Source organism: Luteimonas marina, from assembly GCF_007859325.1.
GTDB lineage: Bacteria > Pseudomonadota > Gammaproteobacteria > Xanthomonadales > Xanthomonadaceae > Luteimonas > Luteimonas marina.
In genome coordinates, this window is record NZ_VOHK01000005.1 from 466971 (window position 1) to 483238 (window position 16268).

At 70.9% G+C, this 16268-nt stretch carries 12 protein-coding genes; 6 read left to right on the forward strand and 6 right to left on the reverse strand.

Annotated elements, in window-relative coordinates; translation table 11 throughout:
• The first annotated feature begins 160 nt into the window (after window positions 1-160).
• From FQY83_RS13705 to FQY83_RS13715, 3 genes are all read left to right on the forward strand, one after another.
• The gene (locus FQY83_RS13705; protein WP_146388515.1) at window positions 161-1792 is read left to right on the forward strand and encodes a hydantoinase/oxoprolinase N-terminal domain-containing protein; all 1632 of its coding nucleotides are present in this window, start codon (window positions 161-163) and stop codon (window positions 1790-1792) included.
• A complete protein-coding gene (locus tag FQY83_RS13710; protein ID WP_146388516.1) occupies window positions 1782-2885 on the forward strand; it encodes an S-methyl thiohydantoin desulfurase family protein in 1104 nt (367 codons plus the stop codon). Before FQY83_RS13705 ends, FQY83_RS13710 begins: the two co-directional genes overlap by 11 nt.
• A 132-nt stretch (window positions 2886-3017) precedes the next feature.
• On the forward strand, window positions 3018-4310 hold the full coding sequence (locus FQY83_RS13715) for a cytosine permease (protein ID WP_202878195.1): 1293 nt from the start codon (window positions 3018-3020) through the stop codon (window positions 4308-4310).
• Window positions 4311-4374: 64 nt separating this feature from the next.
• Here the strand turns inward: FQY83_RS13715 and FQY83_RS13720 are convergent, their stop codons facing one another.
• From FQY83_RS13720 to prpB, 6 genes are all read right to left on the reverse strand, one after another.
• Window positions 4375-5697: an MFS transporter gene (locus tag FQY83_RS13720; protein ID WP_202878196.1), complete on the reverse strand. Its 1323-nt coding sequence runs from the start codon at window positions 5695-5697 to the stop codon at window positions 4375-4377.
• A 264-nt stretch (window positions 5698-5961) separates the two neighbouring features.
• On the reverse strand, window positions 5962-7149 hold the full coding sequence (gene prpF, locus FQY83_RS13725; RefSeq protein ID WP_146388518.1) for a 2-methylaconitate cis-trans isomerase PrpF: 1188 nt from the start codon (window positions 7147-7149) through the stop codon (window positions 5962-5964).
• 223 nt (window positions 7150-7372) lie between these two features.
• Window positions 7373-7837 (reverse strand): SRPBCC family protein, encoded by a 465-nt coding sequence (locus FQY83_RS13730; RefSeq protein WP_146388519.1) that lies wholly within the window; start codon window positions 7835-7837, stop codon window positions 7373-7375.
• Between the two features lie 43 nt (window positions 7838-7880).
• Window positions 7881-10496 (reverse strand): Fe/S-dependent 2-methylisocitrate dehydratase AcnD, encoded by a 2616-nt coding sequence (gene acnD / locus FQY83_RS13735; RefSeq protein WP_146388520.1) that lies wholly within the window; start codon window positions 10494-10496, stop codon window positions 7881-7883.
• Between the two features lie 133 nt (window positions 10497-10629).
• Window positions 10630-11787 (reverse strand): bifunctional 2-methylcitrate synthase/citrate synthase, encoded by a 1158-nt coding sequence (prpC, locus tag FQY83_RS13740; protein WP_146388521.1) that lies wholly within the window; start codon window positions 11785-11787, stop codon window positions 10630-10632.
• Between the two features lie 203 nt (window positions 11788-11990).
• Window positions 11991-12875 carry a methylisocitrate lyase gene (prpB, locus tag FQY83_RS13745; protein ID WP_146388522.1) on the reverse strand — a complete coding sequence of 295 codons (885 nt, stop codon included), beginning with the start codon at window positions 12873-12875 and terminating at the stop codon, window positions 11991-11993.
• A gap of 101 nt (window positions 12876-12976) precedes the next feature.
• Between prpB and FQY83_RS13750 the strand changes: the two genes are divergently transcribed.
• From FQY83_RS13750 to FQY83_RS13760, 3 genes are all read left to right on the forward strand, one after another.
• Entirely contained in the window at window positions 12977-14209 is a 1233-nt protein-coding gene (locus tag FQY83_RS13750; RefSeq protein WP_146388523.1) for a citrate synthase family protein, read from the forward strand.
• 438 nt (window positions 14210-14647) lie between these two features.
• Window positions 14648-15445: an ABC transporter ATP-binding protein gene (locus FQY83_RS13755; RefSeq protein ID WP_146388524.1), complete on the forward strand. Its 798-nt coding sequence runs from the start codon at window positions 14648-14650 to the stop codon at window positions 15443-15445.
• On the forward strand, window positions 15445-16194 hold the full coding sequence (locus tag FQY83_RS13760; RefSeq protein ID WP_146388525.1) for an MlaE family lipid ABC transporter permease subunit: 750 nt from the start codon (window positions 15445-15447) through the stop codon (window positions 16192-16194). The genes FQY83_RS13755 and FQY83_RS13760 overlap by 1 nt, the downstream gene beginning before the upstream one ends.
• The last annotated feature ends 74 nt before the right edge of the window (window positions 16195-16268 follow it).

The window sequence follows — 16268 nt, forward strand, 5'->3', positions numbered from 1 at the left end:
AGCCATGCGCGCGCACCCATCCTGGCCCACACCGCCCCGGCTTACCCGAATTCGCCGATCCGCTTACCCGCCCCGGCCGCCGCGCCACCCGTTTTATGCGTTGCGCACCCTCGCGGCGCGCCCCTACCGTGAGCCCTCCAAGGGGATCCGGAGTGCCGTGGTGCGATTGGGCGTGGACGTGGGCGGCACCAATACCGACGCCGTGCTGATGGCCGGCGACACGGTGGCGGCATGGACCAAGCAGCCCACCACCGGCGACGTCGGTTCCGGCGTGGCCGCCGCGGTCACCGCGGTGCTGGAGCAGGCCGGCGTGCGCCACGACGCGGTCTCGCGGATCACCATCGGCACCACCCACTTCGCCAATGCGCTGGTCGAGCGCAGGGCGCTCGAGCGCGTGGGCATCCTCCGGCTGGCCAGCCCGTCAGGCGAGGCCCTCCCGCCGCTGACGGGCTGGCCGGCGGACCTGGTGGCCTGCATCGGCGAACGGATCTTCCTGCTGCCGGGCGGCTTCGAGGTCGACGGCCGCGAGATCGCGCCGCTCGACGAGGCCCGCGTGCGCGAGGCCGCGCGCGCGCTGCGCCGCGACGGCATCGACGCGATCGCCATCACCAGCGCCTTCGCGCCGATGAACGCGGCGATGGAGGAACGCGCCGCCGCCCTCGTACGCGAGGAACATCCGGACGCGAACATCACCCTGTCGCATGCCATCGGCCGCCTCGGCCTGGTCGAGCGCGAGAACGCGGCGATCCTCAACGCGGCGCTGTCGAAGCTGGCGGTGCGCGTGGTCGACGCCTTCAGCGGCGCGCTGCAGTCGATCGGCCTCGAAGCGCCGCTCTACCTCAGCCAGAACGACGGCACCCTGGTCCCGCGCGCGCAGGCCGCGGCGCATCCGGTGACCTGCATTGGTTCCGGCCCGACCAACAGCATGCGCGGCGCGGCGTTCCTGACCGGCGTCGACGACGCGATCGTGATGGACGTCGGCGGCACCACCACCGACATCGGCGTGCTGGCGCACGGCTTCCCGCGCGAATCCTCGATCACCGTCGACATCGGCGGCGTGCGCACCAACTCGCGCATGCCCGACATCCTCTCGCTCGGCCTCGGCGGCGGCACCCGCGTCCATCTCGACCAGGCGCTGTGGCAGGCCGGCGCGTTCGATCCGGCGGTGCTGCGCGTGGGCCCGGACTCGGTCGGCTACCGCATCGCGCACGATGCCTTCCTGTTCGGCGGCGACGTGCTGACCGCCAGCGACGTCGCGGTCGCGGCCGGCCATGCCGCCTTCGGCGACGCCGGCCGGCTGCCGCCGCTGTCGGCCGACGTCGTCGCCGCGATCCTCGCCCGCTTCCGGCAGATGCTGGAGGAAGGCGTGGACCGCATGAAGACCGCGCGCGGCGAGGCCACGATCCTCGCCGTCGGCGGCGGCGCCTTCCTGATTCCCGAGACGCTCAGGGGCGCGGCGCGCGTGCTGCGGCCCGAACATGCCGCGGTCGCCAACGCGGTCGGCGCGGCGATCGCGCAGGTCGGTGCCCAGGTCGAGAAGATCGTCGCCTACGACACGCTGCCGCGGGCGGTCGCGCTGGAGCAGCTGCGCGCCGAGGCGCAGGCGCGCGTGGTCGAGGCCGGCGGCGATGCGCGCACGGTGCAGGTGGTGGAGGTGGACGAGGTGTTCCTGAGCTACCTGCCGGGCCGCGCGGCGCAGGTGCGGGTCAAGGCGGTGGCCGACCTCGCCTCGGAGCCGCCACCGGCACCCGCCGTCGTGGCACCCTCCGCGGATGTCCGCCATGCGCATTGAACGCGGCACCCTGGCCGACCTCGCCACCGGCGCCGCCTTCCTCGGCTCCGGCGGCGGCGGCGATCCCTACTACGGCCGGCTGATGGCCGAGGCCGGGCTCGCACGGCACGGCGCGGTCGAACTGCTGCCGCTCGACGCGCTCGACGACGATGCGCTGGTGGTGCCGCTGGGCTGGATCGGCGCGCCCACCGTGTCGGTGGAGAAGCTGCCCGGCGGGCAGGAGACCGTCGCCGGCCTGCGCAAGCTCGAAGCCCTGCTCGGCCGCCGCGTCGAAGCGGTGCTGCCGATCGAGATCGGCGGCGGCAACGGCCTGGCGCCGCTGGCCGCCGCGGCGCGGCTGGGCCTGCCGCTGGTCGACGCCGACGGCATGGGCCGCGCCTTCCCCGAATCGCAGATGGCGATCTTCAACATCCGCGGCGTTGCCGCCTGCCCGGCGGTGATGACCGACGCCGGCGGCACGACGGTGACCATCGAACACAGCGACAACCTCGCCCACGAGCGCATCGCGCGCGCGGTGTCGGTGGCGATGGGCGGCATCGCGCACATGGCCGAGTACCCGCTGTCCGGGCGCGAAGCGAAGGCGCACGCGATCGGCGGCAGCGTCTCGGCCGCGATCGCGGTCGGTGCCGCGATCCGCGCCGCGCGCCAGGCCGGCGGCGACCCGTTCGCGGCGCTCTACGCCGCGCTGCGCGCGAGCCGGCTTTATCCCTTCGCCGGCGAGCTGTTCGACGGCAAGATCATCGACGTCGAACGCGAAACGCGCGGCGGCTTCTCGCTCGGCCGCGTGCAGCTCGAAGGCTTCGGCGGCGAGGGCACGATGGTGCTCGAGTTCCAGAACGAGAACCTGGTCGCCCGCCGCGACGGCGACACCGTGGCCATGGTGCCCGACCTGATCACGGTGATGGACCGCGAGACCGCCGAAAGCATCACCACCGAACGCCTGAAGTACGGCCAGCGGGTGAAGGTGGTCGGCGCCGCCGCACCGGCGATGCTGCGCGAGGCGCGGGCGATGGCCTTCGTCGGTCCCGATGCGTTCGGCCTCGGCGAGCCCTATCGTCCGATCGAGATGCTCAACGGCTGGACCGCGACTTGATGGAGCCGCGGGCAATTCCGGACCTTTGCCCGTCATCCCCGCGAAAGCGGGGATCCATGGACGTTGCCTCTTTGCAACGCAAGGTCCATGGATTCCCGCTTTCGCGGGAATGACGAATTCCTGGAGGCGCACTTGGAACACGCTCCCGCCACCGAACAATACGCCGACCGGCCGCTGCCGGAGCACGTGCTGACCTCGGGCTGGCGGGTCGCGCTGATCATCGCCAGCTTCTCGATCTCGCTGCCGGCCTTCCTCAACGGCGCGCAGACAAGCATGGCGCTGGGTTTTCGCGACGCGGTGCTGGCCGCGCTGCTCGCCGGCCTGATCCTGTGCCTGGGCGCCTGCCTGACCGCGATCATCAGCGTGCGCACGCGGCTGACCACCTACCTGCTGGTGCAGCGCTCGTTCGGCCGCCGCGGCGCGGCGCTGGTCAACCTCGTGGTGGCGCTGGTGCACTACGGCTGGTTCGGGGTCAACGTCTCGTTCTTCGGCGGCGCGATGGTGGCCGCGATCGCGCAGCTGTACGAGGTGCAGGTCTCGTTCGCGACCTGCGTGGTCATCGGCAGCGTGCTGATGACGGTGTCGACGATCTACGGCTTCCGCACCCTCGAACGCCTGGCGCTGGTGGCGGTGCCGCTGCTGGGCGCGATCCTGCTCGCGGTCTGCGTCGCCGCGGTGCGCAGGCACGGCGTGGTACTGGCGCCGAGTGCAAGTCCGCCGGTGCCGATGAACTTCGGCATCGCGCTGTCGGCGCTGATCGGCGGCAACATGCTCACGGTCGCGGCGATGCCCGACCTGTCGCGCTACATCCGCAGCACGCGCGGCGCGGTCTCGGCGATGGCGCTGTCGTTCCCGTTCGCGGCGCCGCTGCTGATGGTGCTGGCCGCGCTGCCGGCGCTGGCGACCGGGCAGACCGACATCATGGCGCTGATCGTCGGCTTCGGCTTCGGCGTGCCGGCGCTGGCGATGCTGGTGCTCTCGTGCTGGACCATCAACGCCGCCAACCTGTACTCGGCCAGCCTGTCGCTGACCGCCACCTTCCCGAAGGTGCCGACCTGGGCCTTCACCCTGCTCGGCGGCGCGATCGGGGCCGGTTTCGCGCTGGCCGGCATCATCGACGCCTTCATCCCGTTCCTGCTGTTCCTCGGTCTGATCATCCCGCCGATCGCGGCGATCTACGTGATCGACGGCTTCACCCGCTTCCGCGGCGTCGACGCCGCGACGACGCTGCGCGAGATGCCGCTGGTGCGCTGGCCGGCGATCGCGACCTGGGTGGCGTCGGTGGCGATCGCGCTGGGCGCCAAGCGCTTCGACCTCACCCTGACCGGCGTGCCGGTGTTCGACGCGACGCTGATCGCGGCGACGGTCTATGGCGGACTGCTGCTGGCGCTGCGAAACCGCAAGCCCGCCCCCGCCGCCCTGTAGGAGCGCCTTCAGGCGCGAGCTCTTCCGTCCGCTGCAAGAAAAGGCATCGCGCCTGAAGGCGCTCCTACACGGTATCGGCGCCACGCGCCACCCGCACCCGCCCCAGCAGCACCAGCATCGTCGCCGCCACCAGCGCCCCGGCGCCCATCGCGCCCGACACCACCAGCAGCGCGCTGCCGCCGGCGAGCAGGCCACCCGCCGCGATCGGCCCGACCACCGAACCGCCGCGCCCGACCCCGATCACGAAGCCCGTGCCGCTGGCGCGCAGCAGCGCCGGATAGGTGCGCACCAGCACCGGATACATGCCGACCACGCTGGCATTGGTGAAGAACCCCGCCAGCACCGCCACCGCCGAGAACCACACCAGGTCGTGCGGCAGCAGCCCGTAGGACGCGATCGTCGCGAACGACAGCACCATCGCCCCGACCACCAGCGGCTGCAGCCGCATCCGCTGCGAGGCCAGCCCCATCGCCACCGCACCGATCACGCAGCCGATGTTGACGAACACCAGCACCCGTCCCGCGCTGGCGGCGTCGAAGCCCATGTCGACCAGGAGCTTCGGCGTCCACTTCTGGATGAAGTAGAACGCCATGATCTGCGCGAAGTAGGCGATCGTCAGCAGCACCGTCGGCCGCGCGTAGGCAGACGAGAACAGTGCGCCGAACGAGGCCCTGGCCACCTGCGCGTCCGCCGCGGGCAGCGCGTCCACCGGCGCCATGCCCAGCCGCCGCAGCGTGCGGTTGACGCCTTCGAGCGCGCCGCGCGGCCGGCGCGCGATCTGCGACTCGATCGACTCGGGCATGCACCAGAACACCAGCGGCAGCAGCACGGTGGTCGCCGCCGCGCCCAGCAGGAACACCGAGCGCCACTCCCCCGTGCGTTCGAGCAGCTGCGCCGCGATCAGGCCGCCCACCACCGCGCCCGCCGAATAGCCGGCGATGTTGAGCACGACGTTGAGGTTGCGGCGGCGGTCGCTGGAGAACTCGGCGACCATCGCGCTGGTCGAGGACAGCATGCCGCCGATGCCGAGCCCGGTGAACAGCCGCGTCACCGACAGCGCCGCCACGCTGTCCGCGAACGCGGCCAGGAACATGCCCAGCGTCATCGTCACCAGGCAGCCCAGGATCACCGGCCGCCGGCCGATGCGGTCGGCGAGGTTGCCGATCAGCACCGAGCCCAGCGCCATGCCCACCAGCTCCATCGACAGCACCACGCCGAGCACGGCGCGGTCGATGCCCCACTCGGCGGCGATGCCCGGCGCGGCGAAGCTGATCGCCAGCACGTCGAAGCCGTCGATCGCGTTGAGCGCGATGCACAGCGCGACGACCGCCACCTGCAGCCGGCCCATCGGCGCGCGCTGCAGCGCGATGCGTGGATCCGTCGTCATCCTTCCTCCCCGACCGCGGTGGTCCCGCGTCGCGGATTCCCCGGGTCATGCGTTGCTGGTCTCCCGATTGCCCCACAGGCCACGGGGAGGGTCAACGGCGGCGGCGGGTGAGCGGGCGGCGGATTCGGGTAAGCGGTCTTGATCGCCCATGCACCACAGGCTCGATCAGCGGATGCGCAGAATGTCATCCCAGGCGCAACGGCTCACAGCCGTCATCCCTGCGAAAGCAGGGATGACGATCCCGAGGGGTATCGCGTGTCGGCCTCAGAACGAATCCGCCGGCACCCGTACCGCGCCTTCCATCAGCACCCGCGCGCTGCGGCTCATCACCGCCTTGGTCGCCGTCCACTGCCCATCGACCTGCGCCACCGCCGCGCCCACGCGCAGCGTGCCGGAGGGATGGCCGAAACGTACCGCCTCGCGCCCTCCGCCGCCGGCGGCGAGATTGACCAGCGTGCCCGGCACCGCCGCCGCGGTCGCGATCGCCACCGAGGCCGTGCCCATCATCGCGTGGTGCAGCTTGCCCATCGACAGCGCGCGCACGTTGAGGTCGATGTCGCCGGCGGCGATGCGCTTGCCGCTGGAGGCCACATAGTCCTTCGCCGGCGCGACGAAGGCCACCTTCGGCGTGTGCTGGCGCGTCACCGCGTCCTCCGGCGCCTGAATCAGGCCCATGCGCAGCGCGCCGGCGACGCGGATCGCCTCCAGCTTCGCCAGCGCCGACCTGTCCTCGTTGATCGCCGGCTGCAGCTCGGTGCCGTCGTAGCCGAGGTCGGCGGCGTTGACGAAGACCGTCGGGATGCCCGCGGTGATCATCGTCGCCTTGAGCGCACCGACGCCCGGCACGTCGAGTTCGTCGACCAGGTTCCCGGTCGGGAACATCGCGCCGCCGCCCTCGCCCTCGTCCGCCGGATCGAGGAACTCCAGCACGATCTCCGCCGCCGGGAAGGTCACCCCATCCAACTCGAAGTCGCCGGTTTCCTGCACCTGCCCGTCCACCACCGGCACCTGCGCGACGATGGTCTTGCCGATGTTCGCCTGCCAGATGCGCACCGTGCAGATGCCGTTCTCCGGCACCCGCGCCGGATCGACCAGGCCGTTGGCGATCGCGAACGGCCCCACCGCCGCGGACAGATTGCCGCAGTTGCCGCTCCAGTCGACGAAGGCGCTGTCGATCGAGACCTGCCCGTACAGGTAGTCGACGTCGTGGTCCGGCAAGCTCGCCTTCGCGATGATCACGCACTTGCTGGTGGACGACGTCGCCCCGCCCATGCCGTCGGTGTGCTTGCCGTAGGGATCGGGCGAACCGATCACCCGCATCAGCAGCGCGTCGCGCGCCGGGCCGGGTTCGCGCGCGCGTTCCGGAAGATCCTCGCGTCGGAAGAACACGCCCTTGGACGTGCCGCCGCGCATGTAGGTGGCGGGGATGCGGAGCTGCGGTGCGTTCGACATGGGGTCCTCGGAGGGTTTCAACTGCGCGACGGGCGCGGTGCGGGATTACCAGCCACATCCCTGAATCTCGTCATCCCGGCGAAAGCCGGGATCCATTTTGATTTTGCCTTTGACCTTTGTCGCTCGATGAAAACAACAGCAAAATGGATCCCGGCTTTCGCCGGGATGACGGCGACTTCAGTTTGCCGCCGTCGTCCAGGGTCACTCACGCGCCCGCGACCACTCAGGCACCATCGGGAATCTCGGGCTCGACCAGCTTCGCCAGCAGCTCCAGCGATTCCTGCCAGCCCTGATGGCAGTAGTCGACCGGGATCGCGGCGGGAATGCCTGCCTGCACGATCTGCAGTTCGGTGCCGGCGATGCTCTGCTTCAGCGTCACCGTCACCTGCATCTCGCCGGGCAGGCCGGGGGCGTCGAAGGTATCGGTGTGGCGGATGCGCTCGTTCGGCACCAGTTCGACGTACTTCACAGTGAACGAATGGCTGGAGCCGGTGCCGAGGTTGGTGAACGACATCCGGTAGCCGCCGCCCACGCGCGCGTCCATCTCGTGCATGGTGCCGGTGAAGCCGTGCGGCGGCAGCCACTTCACCAGCGCGCCGGGATCGAGGAAGGCGCGGTAGACGCGCTCGGGCGGCGCGCGCAGGACACGGTGCAGGCGGACGGAGCCGGGGCCTTGGGTGTCGGACATGATCGGTCTCCTGGGGTTGGGTTGCACCGATACGACGAACCGGTCAGGCCGCTTTCGACATCGCGAGGAAATCCTGCGCGAAGCGCTGCAGCACGCCGCCGGCCTCGTAGACCTGCACGTCCTCGTCGGAGTCGAGGCGGCAGGTGACGGGCGCTTCGACGCGCCCGCCATCCCTGCGGTGGATCACCAGGGTCAGCGTCGCGCGCGGCGCGGGCGTGCCGACGACGTCGAAGGTCTCGCTGCCGTCGATGCCGAGCGTCAGCCGCGTGGTGCCGGGCTGGAACTCCAGCGGCAGCACGCCCATGCCGACCAGGTTGGTGCGGTGGATGCGCTCGAAGCCCTCGGCGACGATCGCCTCCACGCCCGCCAGGCGCACGCCCTTGGCCGCCCAGTCGCGCGAGCTGCCCTGGCCGTAGTCGGCGCCGGCGACGATGATCAGCGGCTGGCGGCGGTCCATGTAGGTCTCGATCGCCTCCCACATGCGCACGAGCTTGCCGTCGGGTTCGATCCGCGCCAGCGAGCCCTGCTTCACCTCGCCATCGACCACCGCCATCTCGTTGACGAGCTTGGGGTTGGCGAAGGTCGCGCGCTGCGCGGTGAGGTGGTCGCCACGGTGCGTGGCGTAGGAATTGAAGTCCTCTTCCGGCAGGCCCATCTGCGCGAGGTATTCGCCCGCGGCGCTGCTGGCGAGGATCGCGTTCGACGGCGACAGGTGGTCGGTGGTGATGTTGTCGCCGAGCACGGCGAGCGGTCGCATGCCGGTCAGCGTGCGTTCGCCGGCCAGTGCGCCTTCCCAGTACGGCGGGCGGCGGATGTAGGTGCTCATCGGACGCCAGTCGTACAGCGGGCTGACCTGCTCGCCGCTGTCGACGTGCAGCTTGAACATCGGGCCGTAGACCTGGCGGTACTGCTCGGGCTTGACGCTGGCCTTGACCACGGCGTCGATTTCCTCGTCGCTCGGCCAGAGGTCCTTGAGCGTGACCGGCTGGCCGTCGGCGTCGAAGCCGAGCGCGTCCTTCTCGATGTCGAAGCGCACGGTGCCGGCGATGGCGTAGGCGATCACCAGCGGCGGCGAGGCGAGGAAGGCCTGCTTGGCGTAGGGATGGATGCGGCCGTCGAAGTTGCGGTTGCCGCTCAGCACCGCGGTGGCGTACAGGTCGCGCTCGATGATTTCCCGCTGGATCGCCGGGTCGAGCGCGCCGCTCATGCCGTTGCAGGTGGTGCAGGCGAAGCCGACGATGCCGAAGCCGAGCTGCTCCAGCTCCGGCAGCAGGCCGGATTCCTCCAGGTACAGCTGCACGGCCTTCGAACCCGGCGCCAGCGAGGTCTTCACCCACGGCTTGCGGGTGAGCCCCTTCGCGTTGGCGTTGCGCGCGATCAGGCCGGCGGCGATGACGTTGCGCGGGTTGGAGGTGTTGGTGCAGGAGGTGATGGCGGCGATGATCACCGCGCCGTCCGGCATCAGGCCTTGCGCTTGCTCGGCCTTGCCCGCGTCGAGCTTGGCGCCGTCGGCGATGCCGCGCTCGGCCAGCGCGCTGGTCGGCAGGCGGCGGTGCGGGTTCGACGGGCCGGCCATGTTGCGCACGACCGTCGAGAGGTCGAAGTGCAGGGTGCGCTCGTACTGCGCGTCCTCCAGGTCGTCGGCCCACAGGCCCGCGACCTTGGCATAGGTCTCGACCAGCGCCACCTGCGCGTCCTCGCGGCCGGTCAGGCGCAGGTAGTCGAGGGTGTTGTCGTCGATGAAGAACATCGCCGCGGTGGCGCCGTACTCGGGCGCCATGTTCGAGATCGTGGCGCGGTCGCCGACGGTCAGCGCCGCCGCGCCTTCGCCGCGGAACTCGAGGTAGGCACCGACCACCTTCTGCTGGCGCAGGAATTCGGTCAGCGCCAGCACCACGTCGGTGGCGGTGATGCCCGGCGCGGGCTTGCCGGCGAGTTCGACGCCGACGATATCCGGCGTGCGCATCCATGAGGCGCGGCCGAGCATCACGTTCTCCGCCTCCAGCCCGCCCACGCCGATCGCGATCACGCCCAGCGCGTCGACATGCGGGGTGTGGCTGTCGGTGCCGACGCAGGTGTCGGGAAAGGCCACGCCATCCTGGACATAGACCACCGGCGACATCTTCTCCAGGTTGATCTGGTGCATGATCCCGTTGCCCGGCGGGATCACGTCGACGTTCTTGAACGCAAGCCTGGTCCAGTCGATGAAGTGGAAGCGGTCGGCGTTGCGGCGATCCTCGATGGCGCGGTTCTTCGCGAATGCGCCGGGATCGAAGCCGCCGCATTCCACCGCCAGCGAATGGTCGACGATCAGCTGCACCGGCACCACCGGGTTGACCTTGGCCGGATCGCCGCCCTGCGCGGCGATGGCGTCGCGCAGGCCGGCAAGATCGACCAGCGCGGTCTGGCCGAGGATGTCGTGGCAGACCACGCGCGCGGGGAACCACGGGAAATCGATCTCGCGTTTGCGCTCGATCAGCTGGCCGAGGTAGTCGGCGATGCGCAGCGGATTGGCGCGGCGGACGATGTTCTCGGCGTGCACGCGCGCGGTGTAGGGCAGGGTGGCCCAGGCGCCGGGGCGGATCGCCTCGACCGCTTCGCGCGCGTCGAACCAGTCAAGATTGGTGCCGGGGAGGGGTTTGCGGTGCTGGCGGTTCATGGCTGGCGGTCGAATGAAAAGTGGCGCGAACCTTTTTCCGTCATTCCCGCGAAGGCGGGAATCCCGTGTCTTTGCGGATGCGTTTCAAAGACGCTGGGTCCCCGCCTGCGCGGGGACGACGGTTTCTGGAACTTCAGGAACGTTTGTCGATCGGCACGAACGCCTGGTCCTCCGGGCCGGTGTAGTTCGCGCTCGGCCGGATGATCTTGCCGTCGATGCGCTGCTCGATGACGTGCGCGCTCCAGCCGCTGGTGCGCGAGATCACGAACAGCGGGGTGAACATCGCCGTCGGCACGCCCATCATGTGGTAGCTGACGGCGCTGAACCAGTCGAGGTTGGGGAACATCTTCTTGATGTCCCACATCACCGACTCCAGGCGCTCGGCGATGTCGTACATCTTCGTGCTGCCGGCCTCGTCCGACAGTTCCTTGGCCACCTGCTTGATCACCTTGTTGCGCGGATCGGACACGGTGTAGACCGGGTGGCCGAAGCCGATCACCACTTCCTTGCGCTCGACCCGGGCCTTGATGTCGGCCTCGGCCTCGTCCGGGTTGTCGTAGCGCTTCTGGATCTCGAACGCGACCTCGTTGGCGCCACCGTGCTTGGGCCCGCGCAGCGCGCCGATGCCGCCGGCGATCGCGCTGTACATGTCGCTGCCGGTGCCGGCGATCACGCGGCAGGTGAAGGTCGAGGCGTTGAATTCGTGCTCGGCGTAGAGGATCAGCGAGGTGTGCATCGCGCGCACCCAGCTGTCCGGCGGCGGTTCGCCATGCAGCAGGTGCAGGAAGTGGCCGCCGATGGAGTCGTCGTCGGTCTCGACGTCGATGACGCGGCCGTTGTGGCTCCAGTGGTACCAGTACAGCAGCATCGAGCCGAGGCAGGCCATCAGCTTGTCGGCGATGTCGCGCGCGCCGGGCGTGTTGTGGTCGTCCTTTTCCGGCGACACGCAGCCGAGCACCGACACGCCGGTGCGCATCACGTCCATCGGGTGCGCCGACGGCGGCAGCTCCTCGAGCGCGGCCTTGACCGCGGCGGGCAGGCCGCGCAGCGACTTCAGCTTCGCCTTGTACGCGCGCAGCTCGGCGGCGTTGGGCAGCTTGCCGTGCACCAGCAGGTGGGCGATCTCCTCGAACTCGCTGGTGGTGGCCAGGTCGAGGATGTCGTAGCCGCGGTAGGCCAGGTCGTTGCCGGTGCGGCCGACCGTGCACAGCGCGGTGTTGCCGGCGGCGGTGCCGGACAGGGCCACCGACTTCTTCGGCTTGAACGGCGCGGCGGGAGTGGCTTGGCTCATGGTGGTGTCTCCTGGATGGCGTCTCGTGTTCTGGTTCCCGCGGCGATGGCCGGCCGCCGGCGCTGGCCGCTAGCGCGACCCCGATGCGTTGGCTTGGTTGAAGCGGCCGCAAGGCCGCGCCAGCACGTGCCGGAGGGCCCCGGACACGACCCCCGTCGTGTCCGGCCCGCCGGCCGACCAGCGCCCTGCCGGCCGCGCGTGCATCACTTCTTCGCCGCGAACAGCGCGTCGAGCCTGCCCTCGAAGGCGTGGTAGCCGATGCGCTCGTACAGCTCCTCGCGGGTCTGCATCGCGTCGACCACGGCCTTCTGGTGCCCGTCGCGGCGCACGGCCTCGTACACCGCCTCGGCCGCCTTGTTCGCGGCGCGGAAGGCCGATAGCGGGAACAGCTGGATCGCGACGCCGGCCGAGGCCAGCTCGTCGCGCGTGAACAGCGGCGTCTTGCCGAACTCGGTGATGTTGGCCAGCACCGGCACCTTCACCGCGTCGACGAAGCGGCGATAGGTGTCGAGGTCATGGGCGGCCTCGGCGAAGATGCCGTCGGCGCCGGCCTCGACGCAGGCGACGGCGCGCTCGATCGCGGCGTCGACGCCGTCGACCTGGATCGCGTCGGTGCGCGCGATCAGGAAGAAGTCCGGATCGGTTTTCGCATCGGCGGCGGCCTTGACCCGGTCGACCATCTCGCCCTGCGGCACGATCTCCTTGCCCGGGCGGTGGCCGCAGCGCTTGGCGCCGACCTGGTCCTCGATGTGGCAGGCCGCCGCGCCGGCCTTGATCAGCGACTTGACCGTGCGCTCGATGTTGAACGCGCTGGGTCCGAAGCCGGTGTCGATGTCGACCAGCAGCGGCAGCGCGCAGACATCGGTGATGCGCCGCACGTCGATCAGCACGTCCTCGAGGGTGTTGATGCCGAGGTCGGGCAGGCCCAGCGAGCCCGCGGCGACGCCGCCGCCGGACAGGTAGATCGCCTTGTAGCCGGCGCGCTGCGCGAGCAGGGCGTGGTTGGCGTTGATCGCGCCGATCACCTGCAGCGGCGATTCGGCGGCGAGGGCGGCGCGGAAGCGTGCGCCGGCGGAAGCAGTGGTCATGGCCTGGCTCGCAGGGGGCGGCGGGGATTCCCGGATGGCCTGCAATGTGGCACCCTTCCTCGGGTTGATCAATCTTGATCGAATAAATCAACCTGTCATCCATGAACACGCCCGCCGACAGCGACCTGATCCCCGCGCCCGAAGCCTGCGCCCTGCTCGGGATCAGCCCGGCCACGCTCTACGCCTACGTCAGCCGCGGCCTGATCGAATCGCGCCCCGGCCCCGACCACCGCAGCCGCGTCTACCTGCGCCGCGACGTCGAGCGCCTGGCCCAGCGCAAGAAGGCCGGCCGCGGCGCCGCGCGCGGCGCGGCGCAGAGCCTCGACCGCGGCCTGCCGGTGATGGAGACCGCGATCTCGCTGATCCGCCCCGACAGCCCCTACTACCGCGGCCGCGCCGCGGTGGCGATGGTGCGCGAGGGCGCGACGCTGGAGGACGCCGCCCGCCTGCTGTGGAACTGCGGCGAACTCGATCCCTTCGACCCGCCGCCGGCGAGCGGCTGGCCGGCGCGGGTGGCGCCGATCGCGACCGACGCCGCGCTGCCGCCGCTCGAACGCGCGCTGTCGGCGATCCCGCTGCTGGCGCTGGACCAGCGCCATTCGCTCAACGCCGCGCCGCCGATCAAGCGCCGGCTCGCCGCCACCCTGCTGCGCCAGAACGCGGCGCTGCTGGTCGCCGGCACGCCCGACGCACGCCCCGTACACCGCCTGCTCGCCGACGCCTGGTGCCCCGGCGACGCCGCCTTCGCCGACCTCGTCCGCGCCGCGCTGGTACTGTGCGCCGACCACGAGCTCAACGTCTCCGCCTTCGCCGCGCGCGTGGTCGCCTCCACCGGCGCACACCTGCATGCCACCGTCTGCGCCGGCCTGGCCGCGCTGTCGGGCCCGCGCCACGGCGGCGCCACCGCGCGCGCCTATGCGCTGATCGCCGACGCCGCCGAAGCGGCGTTGCCCGCGGCCTTCATCAACGAGCGCTGGCAGCGCGGCGACGACCTGCCCGGCTTCCACCACGTGCTGTATCCCGAAGGCGACCCGCGCGGCGCCGAGGTGCTGGCGATGCTGCGCGCGCGCTGCGCCGACAGCCCGCGCATGGCCCACGTCGAGGCGCTGCTCGCCGCCGCGGCCGAGAGCAGCGGCCGGCTGCCGAACATCGACGGCATGCTCGCCGCGATCTGCTACGTGCACGAACTGCCTGCCGCGCCGGCGCTGGCGATGTTCGCCGCCGGACGCCTGGCCGGCTGGCTGGCGCACGCGCAGGAGCAGCAGGACCTCGGCCGCCTGATCCGGCCGCGGGCGCAGTACAACGGGGTGTTGCCGGAAGTCGTGGCCGACTGAGGCCGGTCTCCTGGACCACCTTCCCGGCGAATGCCAGGGAGCCGTCATCCCGACGAAGACCCGGAAGTCGTCCCGACGAAAGCCCGGAAGTCATCGTCCCGGCGAAAGCCCAGGGCCGTCATCCCGGCGAAAGCCGGGATCCATTTGGACTTTAGGCTTTCCGCAACAGGACCACGGCAAAATGGATCCCGGCTTTCGCCGGGATGACGACGCACGGGGCCGCGCCTGTCCCGATACCGACACTCGCGCCGGCACCTGCACGCTCCCGCCCCTGCGTCTTGCCTCCGCCCTGCCCCTGCACCAGACCCCCCACCTTCGGCACACGACCCCGCCCCCAATTCCTGTACCCTCCGGTTCAGTGACTCCGACAGGGTTCAGCCACCGTTGGTGATCCTTGCCGACTGCCGACCTTGCCGGCCCCCGCTGCTCCCTTCCCCCATGACCGACGCCGCCGCCAACGACGCCCCCGCCGTGCGCCTCGCCGGAGTCCGCCTGGACCGAGGCGGTCGCACCATCCTGTCCGGCATCGACCTCGCCGTGCCGCGCGGCAGCATCACCGCCGTGCTCGGCCCCTCGGGCAGCGGCAAGTCGACCCTGCTCGCCGCGCTGACCGGCGAACTGGCGCCCGCCGCCGGCACCGTCGAGGTCCTCGGCCAGCCGGTGCCGCGGCGCCAGCGCGAGCTGCTGGCGCTGCGCAAGGGCATCGGCGTGCTGCTGCAGGGCAACGGTCTGCTCACCGACCTCACCGCCGCCGAGAACATCGCCCTGCCGCTGCGCACGCATACCCGGCTGCCGCGCGAGGTGATCGACCGGCTGGTGGAGATGAAGCTGCACGCGGTCGGCCTGCGCGCCGCCGCCGACCTCTACCCGCGCGAGCTGTCCGGCGGCATGGCGCGTCGCGTCGCGCTGGCCCGCGCGATCGCGCTCGACCCGCCGCTGATGGTCTACGACGAACCGCTGACCGGGCTCGACCCGATCGCCTCGGGCGTGATCATGAATCTGGTCTCCGAACTCAACGACCGCCTCGGCCTGACCAGCATCATCGTCACCCACCACGTGCACGAGACGCTGCCGATCGCCGACCGCGCGGTGGTGATCGCCAACGGCCGCATCGTTTTCTCCGGCACGCCGGACGAACTGCAGGCCAGCGACGACCCGCTGCTGCGGCAGTTCCTGCGCGGCGAGCCGGACGGGCCGATCGCCTTCGACAGCGCCCCGCGCGCGGAGGTGGCGTGATGCCGCTGACCGCTTCCATCCGCTCCATCGGCCGCGCCGGCCTGTTCTCGCTGTCGGTGCTGCGCGCGTCGAAGCCGACCGCCGACTTCTTCGCCGAGCTGCTGCGCGAGATCTACAAGATCGGCGCGCGCAGCTTGCCGATCATCGCCGTCGGCGGCGCCTTCGTCGGCCTGTCGCTGACCCTGCTCGGCTTCCGCGCGCTGGAAACCTACGGCGCCTCCAACCAGGTCAGCGTGCTGATCGGCCTTGGCCTGTACCGCGAACTGGCGCCGGTGCTGACCGCGCTGCTGTTCGTCGGCCGCGCCGGCAGCTCGATCGCCGCCGAACTCGGCCTGATGCGCGCCACCGACCAGATCACCGCGCTCGGCCTGATGGCGATCGACCCGGTGGCCAAGGCGGTCGCGCCGCGCTTCTGGGCGGCGGTGCTGACGGTGCCGCTGCTGGTCGGCTTCTTCGCCACCTTCGCCATCGCCGCCAGCTGGTTCCAGGCGGTGCAGGTGCTCGGCATCGACAACGGCATGTTCTGGCAGACGATGCAGGACGCGGTCGACTTCCGCGACGACTTCGTCCCGGCCTTCGTCAAGGCGGCCGTGTTCGGCGGCACCGCGGCGCTGGTGGCGTCCTACGTCGGCTACCACGCCGAGCCGACGATCGAGGGCACCTCGGTCGCCACCACGCGCGCGGTGGTCAACGCCTCGCTGCTGGTGCTGATGTTCAACTTCGTGCTGTCGGCGTTCCTGTTCCGGTGAGCCCCATGCATCGCATTCAGCCGCCGTCCGTACCCTTCGCAGCATGCAACCTGCCGCCGCGCGCGGCATCGAGG

Coding starts and splice junctions, on each gene's coding strand:
- prpB (WP_146388522.1), bottom strand. CDS start 12,875: ATGACCACTGCTTCCGCCGGCGCACGCTTCCGCGCCGCCCTCGCCGCC.
- acnD (WP_146388520.1), bottom strand. CDS start 10,496: ATGAACCGCCAGCACCGCAAACCCCTCCCCGGCACCAATCTTGACTGG.
- FQY83_RS13760 (WP_146388525.1), top strand. CDS start 15,445: ATGCCGCTGACCGCTTCCATCCGCTCCATCGGCCGCGCCGGCCTGTTC.
- FQY83_RS13750 (WP_146388523.1), top strand. CDS start 12,977: ATGAACACGCCCGCCGACAGCGACCTGATCCCCGCGCCCGAAGCCTGC.
- prpF (WP_146388518.1), bottom strand. CDS start 7,149: ATGTCGAACGCACCGCAGCTCCGCATCCCCGCCACCTACATGCGCGGC.
- FQY83_RS13710 (WP_146388516.1), top strand. CDS start 1,782: ATGCGCATTGAACGCGGCACCCTGGCCGACCTCGCCACCGGCGCCGCC.
- FQY83_RS13730 (WP_146388519.1), bottom strand. CDS start 7,837: ATGTCCGACACCCAAGGCCCCGGCTCCGTCCGCCTGCACCGTGTCCTG.
- prpC (WP_146388521.1), bottom strand. CDS start 11,787: ATGAGCCAAGCCACTCCCGCCGCGCCGTTCAAGCCGAAGAAGTCGGTG.
- FQY83_RS13720 (WP_202878196.1), bottom strand. CDS start 5,697: ATGACGACGGATCCACGCATCGCGCTGCAGCGCGCGCCGATGGGCCGG.
- FQY83_RS13755 (WP_146388524.1), top strand. CDS start 14,648: ATGACCGACGCCGCCGCCAACGACGCCCCCGCCGTGCGCCTCGCCGGA.